Origin of the sequence: Xanthomonas sp. SHU 199 (assembly GCF_000364665.1) — a bacterium.
Taxonomy (GTDB): Bacteria; Pseudomonadota; Gammaproteobacteria; order Xanthomonadales; family Xanthomonadaceae; genus Xanthomonas_A; species Xanthomonas_A sontii.
The window spans coordinates 1-5,555 of sequence record NZ_AQOI01000403.1 but is presented as its reverse complement, the minus strand read 5'-3'; the positions used below and the strand labels follow the sequence as shown (position 1 = coordinate 5,555).

Below are 5,555 nucleotides of genomic sequence, written 5' to 3'. Positions count from 1 at the left end.
CGCCCCCATCGGCTGCCGCATCGGTTTCTTCCTGCACGTGCCGTTCCCCTCGGCCGACCTGATCCAGGCACTGCCGGACCATGCGCGGCTGTTCTCCGGCTTCTACGCCTACGACCTGATCGGCTTCCAGACCCGCCGCGACGTCGACCGCTTCCAGGCCTACGTGCGCCTGTTCGGCGGCGGCAAGGTGATCAAGGACGGCGTGCTGGAAGCGCCGGGCGGACGCCGGTTCCGCGCGGCCATGTTCCCGATCGGCATCGACACCGAACTGATCGCGCAGCAGGCGCGCGCGGCAATGTCCAAGCCGGCGGTGCGCGATCTGCGCAGCAGCCTGCGCGATCGCCAGCTGGCGATCGGCGTGGACCGGCTGGACTACTCCAAGGGTCTGCCGGAACGCTTCCTCGGCTTCGAGCGCTACCTGGAACGGCATGCCGACCAGCGCGGCAGCCTCACCTACCTGCAGATCGCGCCGGTCTCGCGCGGCGACGTCACCGAGTACAAGCAGCTGCGCAACCAGCTCGAGCAGATCGCCGGACACATCAACGGCGGCCACGCCGAGCCGGACTGGACGCCGCTGCGCTACGTCAACCGCAACTTCACCCACGCCACCCTGACCGGCTTCTATCGCGCCGCACAGGTCGGCCTGGTGACGCCGCTGCGCGACGGCATGAACCTGGTGGCCAAGGAGTACGTGGCCGCGCAGGATCCGGAGAATCCCGGCGTGCTGGTGCTGTCGCTGCTGGCCGGCGCCGCCGACGAACTGAAGGAAGCGCTGCTGGTCAATCCGCACGACCTGGACGGCGTCGCCGATGCCATCGCCACCGGTGCGTCGCTGCCCAAGCCCAAGCGCATCGAACGCTGGCAGGCGATGATGGACCACCTGCGCAAGCACGACATCAACGCATGGCGCCAGCGCTATCTGCAGGCGCTGGAAAGCGTGCGCTAGCCCCGGCACGCGCGTTGCACGACGCGGCGCGCGCAGCGCCAGCGCACCGTGCGATCCTGCCTTGCAGGCCATGCGCCATCCGCCATGGCGCGGCATGACGCGGTGTTCCGTGTCCCGTCGCGGCCAGACTAGCTGCCTTGCCTAACATAGTAGCCGCCACGCGCCGCGCCGGCTGATCTGCTTGCCGAGGCCACCGCAGCGCGGTTGCTGCTTCGCGATGCACGTCGCGCTTGCGGCCGCCCGCGCCGCGTCGCAGGCGCGGCCCTGCGTCGATCGCCTGCTGCGCCGCAGCACATCATCACGCTTTCGGCGCTCTGCCTTAGGCGTTCAGTCCATATAAAGTTTCCGACGAACGGCAGGTGCAGGCGATCAAGCCGGCACGGTGATATGCCGATACTGGATCACCCCCCACGTGATCGCACCGCCCTCGCGGCGTTGCCCGTTGTTTCCCAGCCGGTGCAGACCATGCCCTCGCCAACTGCCGTTCTCCGCCCCACCGCCTCCTGGCTGCGCCCGCGTTCGGCGCTGCTTGCCCTGTCCCATGTCCTGGTGCTGCTGGCGCTGGCCGGCTATGCGTTGCACGTCGGCCGCACGATGGGAGCCAACGGATCGGCATTGCCGCGATTGCTGCCGGCGCTGCTGGTCGCCGTGGCCGCAGCAGCGGTACTGGTGTGGCTCGGCAGACGCAGCGCGCCACGCGCCCTGGAACACGCCACGCAGGCGCTGCAGGCGCTGGGCGAAGGCCGCTTCGAGCAGCGTGTGGAGGTGCTCGGGGACACGGCCGAGGTGGCACTGCTGCGTGCGCTGCAGAACGCGCAACAGGCGCTGGCGGCGCGCCAGGCGCAGACCGAAGCCGAACTGCGCCACGGCCGTTTCGTGATCCAGGCGCTGGACGATCTCGACACCATGGTGCGCATCGCCGACGACGATGGCCGCGTGCATTTCGCCAACCGCAAGCTGCTGCAGATGTTGAAGACCATCGAACCGGACGTGCAGCGCTTCCGCCCCGAATTCCGCGCCGAACAGTTCGTCGGCGGCAGCATCGGCGACATCTATCCGGACAGCCAGGCGGCGATCGATCGCATGCGCGCGCTGACCGGCTCCAAGCGCGTGCGCGCGCCGTTCTTCGGCCGCCAGATCGATTTCGTGTACAGCCCGATCGACGATGCCGACGGCCGCCGCCTGGGCACCATCGCGCAATGGGAAGAGGTGACCGCGCAGGTCAACGCCGAACAGGCGTTGGCCACGGTGATCGAGGCGGCCGCGCACGGCGATTTCAGTCAGCGCATCGAGACCGCGGCGATGGACGGCGTCCTCAAGTCGCTGGCCGAGGGCGTCAACCGCATTTCCGATGGGGTGGAGAGCAACCTGGCGCAACTGGCCGGAGCGCTGGCGGCGCTGGCCGAAGGCGACCTCACCCACCGCGTCGACGGCCAGGCGCAGGGCGTGTTCGCGCGCTTGCGCGAGGATACCAACCGCACCGTCGCCAAGCTCACCGAAATCATCGTCGGGATCCAGGAGTCGGCCGACACGATCCGCCGCGCCGCCTCGGAGATCGCCGCAGGCAATACCGACCTGTCCGACCGCACCGAACAGCAGGCGGCGAGCCTGGAGGAGACCGCCAGCTCGATGGAAGAGTTGACCTCGGCGGTGAAGCAGAACGCCGACAACGCGCAGCAGGCCAACGGCCTGGTGCAGAACACCGGCGAGGTCGCCCGTTCCGGCGGCCAGGTGATGGACGAGGTGGTGGCGACGATGCGCGCGATCAGCACGTCCTCGCAGCGCATCGGCGAGATCATCGGCGTGATCGACGGCATCGCCTTCCAGACCAACATCCTGGCGCTCAACGCCGCGGTGGAAGCGGCGCGCGCCGGGGAACAGGGCCGCGGGTTCGCCGTGGTCGCCTCGGAGGTGCGGTCGCTGGCGCAGCGCTCGGCCGATGCGGCCAAGGAGATCAAGGACCTGATCGAAGCGTCCACGCGCACCGTCGGCGAAGGCGCCGCGCTGGTCAACCGCGCCGGCGCCACCATGCACGAGATCGTCGGTTCGGTGCAGCGGGTGACCGGCCTGATCGGCGAGATCAGCGCCGCCAGCGGCGAGCAGTCCAGCGGCATCGAACAGGTCAACCGCACCGTGGCGCAACTGGACGAGGTGACCCAACGCAACGCCGCCCTGGTCGAGGAAGCCACCGCCGCCGCGCGCAGCATGGAGGAGCAGGCCGGCGGCTTGGCTGCGGCGGTCGCGGTGTTCCGGATCGAGACGGGACAAGGGCGGCCGGGCGGCAGCAATGTCACCCCCCTGCTGCGCCGTACTTACTGAGGCGACGCACGCGACGACCGCCCGCCCCGTCCAGGATCAGGCAAAGCGCATGAATTGCTGGAGCAGGAACTGCAACTGGCTGGCGCGGGTGGGAAACTCGCTCTGAGGAAAGTACCCGGTGTCGGTATTGATCACCGTCACGACGTCATCGCCATTGGGCGCTTGCGAAACGAAGGATTGCTGGGCCTGCCCGAGCAGCATCAATTGCCCCAGCACGTGAGGATAGTAATCGGCATAGAACCGCTCCACCGCCTCGCGCGTGGCGAAGGCATGACCGGCATGGGCCTTCCTGCTGGTGCCGGTCGCATCGACCACCTTCAACGGCTTGTATACGTTGCCGGTCTTTTGCTTGTCGCCGCCCCACACTGTTCCGGCCAAGGCGCCCTCGTTGACGAAGACGACGGCGTCGTTCAACTCCAGCGGCTGGGCGGTATTCTGCTGGATGATCTCGTCGGTGCGTCGCGCGACCAGTTTCAGGCGTTCGATGCTGGCGGCGATGTCGGCCGCGCTTGCGCCGAGTTCGCGATACAGCGCCACATTCTGGATGTTCTGCGCGAAGGTGTCGTCCCGGTCCCAGTCGCCCACATAGAGCCCCACCACGCGCGTCGGCCTTTCGTAGATGGCGAAACCGGATCGATGCAATGGACGCAAGCGGATGAACGGACCCGTTCCGCTCATGTAGTAGGTACTGGGCAGCTGCTCGCCGACGAATCTGTAGTTCTTGATATCGATCGTGCCGAACACGCGATTGCTTGGATGGATCAGCCGCGCAGGCGTAGGACTGGGCATAGCGAAACTCCTCTCGGGCGGGTGTGGGAGCGTGGAAACGGGGGGCACCACGGTGCTATCTGCCAAGGAGGCTGACGGACGCCGCTGCCAGCGGCTTGCCAGCAGAAGCAGCAGAGGAATCTTCATCGTTGCCGGTCCGATCGCGTGGGTGGCCCGTCCGTCAAGAACGGCCACCGCAGGCACTTGTGAACCCGCGGCGATGGGCTCGCGCGAGGAAACAGCCGACCAGGCGCGCCGCGCGCGTCGTGCTCACTCCAGAAAGCGCGAGCGCTGTTGCGGCTCCGGCAGGAAACACTGCGCCGTGGTACCGAACCAGCGATGGCGGTTGCGCGCCAGCACCCGGTAGCCGGCATCGCGCCAGCGCCGCGGCAGCAGGCGCAGCGACGCGACGCTGCGCCACACCCCGCCGAGCCCGGCGATCACCGCGATCGCCGCGTCCGAATCGGTCAAGGCACCGTGCCGTGTCAGCAGCAGGAACGACAGCGGATCGGCCGGATCCAGGCCGTGCTCGCGCAACAGCGCGCTGCCGCGCGGCGACTGCATCGCCGCAAACCGGTAGCGGCCGCGGCGGTCATGGCGCAGCAGGAACCGCACCCAGCGGCTGCACAGCGCGCAGACCCCGTCGAACACGACGATGGCCATGTCCTCCGACGCCGCGGGCGCCGCACCCGGTGGCGGCTCAGGCCGGCGCAAGCCAGCCCTCGTAGCGGATGAACGGACCGATCCACGGCAGGCTCACCGCGATCAAGAACGCGTAGCGCCCGTCGCGCTGGTCTTCGCGGCAGTGCACGCCGGCCAGCCAGCGCCGCGGCAGCGGCACCACGCCGAAGGCCCAGGCCCGCGCCGCGCGCCATTCGATGCCGGCGCCGTCGATCCGCAGGGCGAATTCGAACACCACCGCACCCAGACGCTCGCGCAGGCGGCCGCGGTGCAGCCACAGCCGCGAGGGCATCGCATGCGTGCCGAAACGGCGCTCCCAGCGCTCGCCGTGGGCGTCGGCGCGAAACACCACCTCCACCGGCGTCGCCGGCCCGGTGCGCGGCAGCCGCACTAGCCACGCGCACAGCGGCAGCAACGGATGGCGGCCGCGCTGGACCATCGCCTGGCCGACATAGCGCGACTGCGACGACGGCGTGTGCAGCGCGCGCAGCACCGGCGGCAATTGCGCGAACGCCGGCCCCAGCACCTGCGCGAACAGCGGCGGCGTCAGGGCGCGATCCACGCCAGGGTCGCCATGCGCCCGCTGCGGCGGTCGCGCCGATAGGAGTAGAAGCGCTGCGCATCGGCGATGGTGCACAGGCCGCCACCGTGGATTCGGTCCGGCGCCAGGCCGGCCGCGACCAGGCGTTGCCGCGCCAGTGCGTACAGGTCCACCCGCCAGTGCCCGGGCCGGGTGTCCACGAATGCGGCAGCGGCGGCCGGATCGTGGCGCAGGAACGCCTCGCGCACCTCGGCGCCGATCTCGTAGTGCTGCGGTCCGGCCGCCGGCCCCAGCCAGGCC

The 5,555-nt window shown here is 69.4% G+C and carries 6 protein-coding genes; 2 read left to right on the top strand and 4 right to left on the bottom strand.

What is annotated here, in order from left to right; genetic code table 11:
* Together D183_RS0113340 and D183_RS0113335 are read left to right on the top strand one after the other, a co-directional pair.
* Positions 1-946, top strand: a 946-nt coding sequence (locus D183_RS0113340) for an alpha,alpha-trehalose-phosphate synthase (UDP-forming) (RefSeq protein ID WP_017909437.1), incomplete at its 5' end; no start/stop codon positions are given.
* Positions 947-1,411: 465 nt separating this feature from the next.
* A complete protein-coding gene (locus D183_RS0113335; RefSeq protein ID WP_017909436.1) occupies positions 1,412-3,265 on the top strand; it encodes a methyl-accepting chemotaxis protein in 1,854 nt (617 codons plus the stop codon).
* A 36-nt stretch (positions 3,266-3,301) separates the two neighbouring features.
* Here D183_RS0113335 and D183_RS0113330 read toward each other — a convergent pair whose 3' ends face one another.
* The 4 genes from D183_RS0113330 to D183_RS0113315 all read right to left on the bottom strand — a co-directional run.
* Positions 3,302-4,054 carry a hypothetical protein gene (locus tag D183_RS0113330; protein WP_051067624.1) on the bottom strand — a complete coding sequence of 251 codons (753 nt, stop codon included), beginning with the start codon at positions 4,052-4,054 and terminating at the stop codon, positions 3,302-3,304.
* Positions 4,055-4,303: 249 nt separating this feature from the next.
* Complete coding sequence (locus D183_RS0113325; RefSeq protein WP_017909434.1) at positions 4,304-4,696, bottom strand: thiol-disulfide oxidoreductase DCC family protein; 393 nt, start codon at positions 4,694-4,696, stop codon at positions 4,304-4,306.
* A gap of 37 nt (positions 4,697-4,733) precedes the next feature.
* Positions 4,734-5,276, bottom strand: coding sequence for a DUF4166 domain-containing protein (locus D183_RS0113320; RefSeq protein WP_017909433.1), 543 nt, complete (start codon positions 5,274-5,276; stop codon positions 4,734-4,736).
* A partial coding sequence (locus D183_RS0113315) for a laccase domain-containing protein (RefSeq protein WP_017909432.1) occupies positions 5,261-5,555 on the bottom strand: 295 nt, incomplete at its 5' end. The genes D183_RS0113315 and D183_RS0113320, both read right to left, overlap by 16 nt.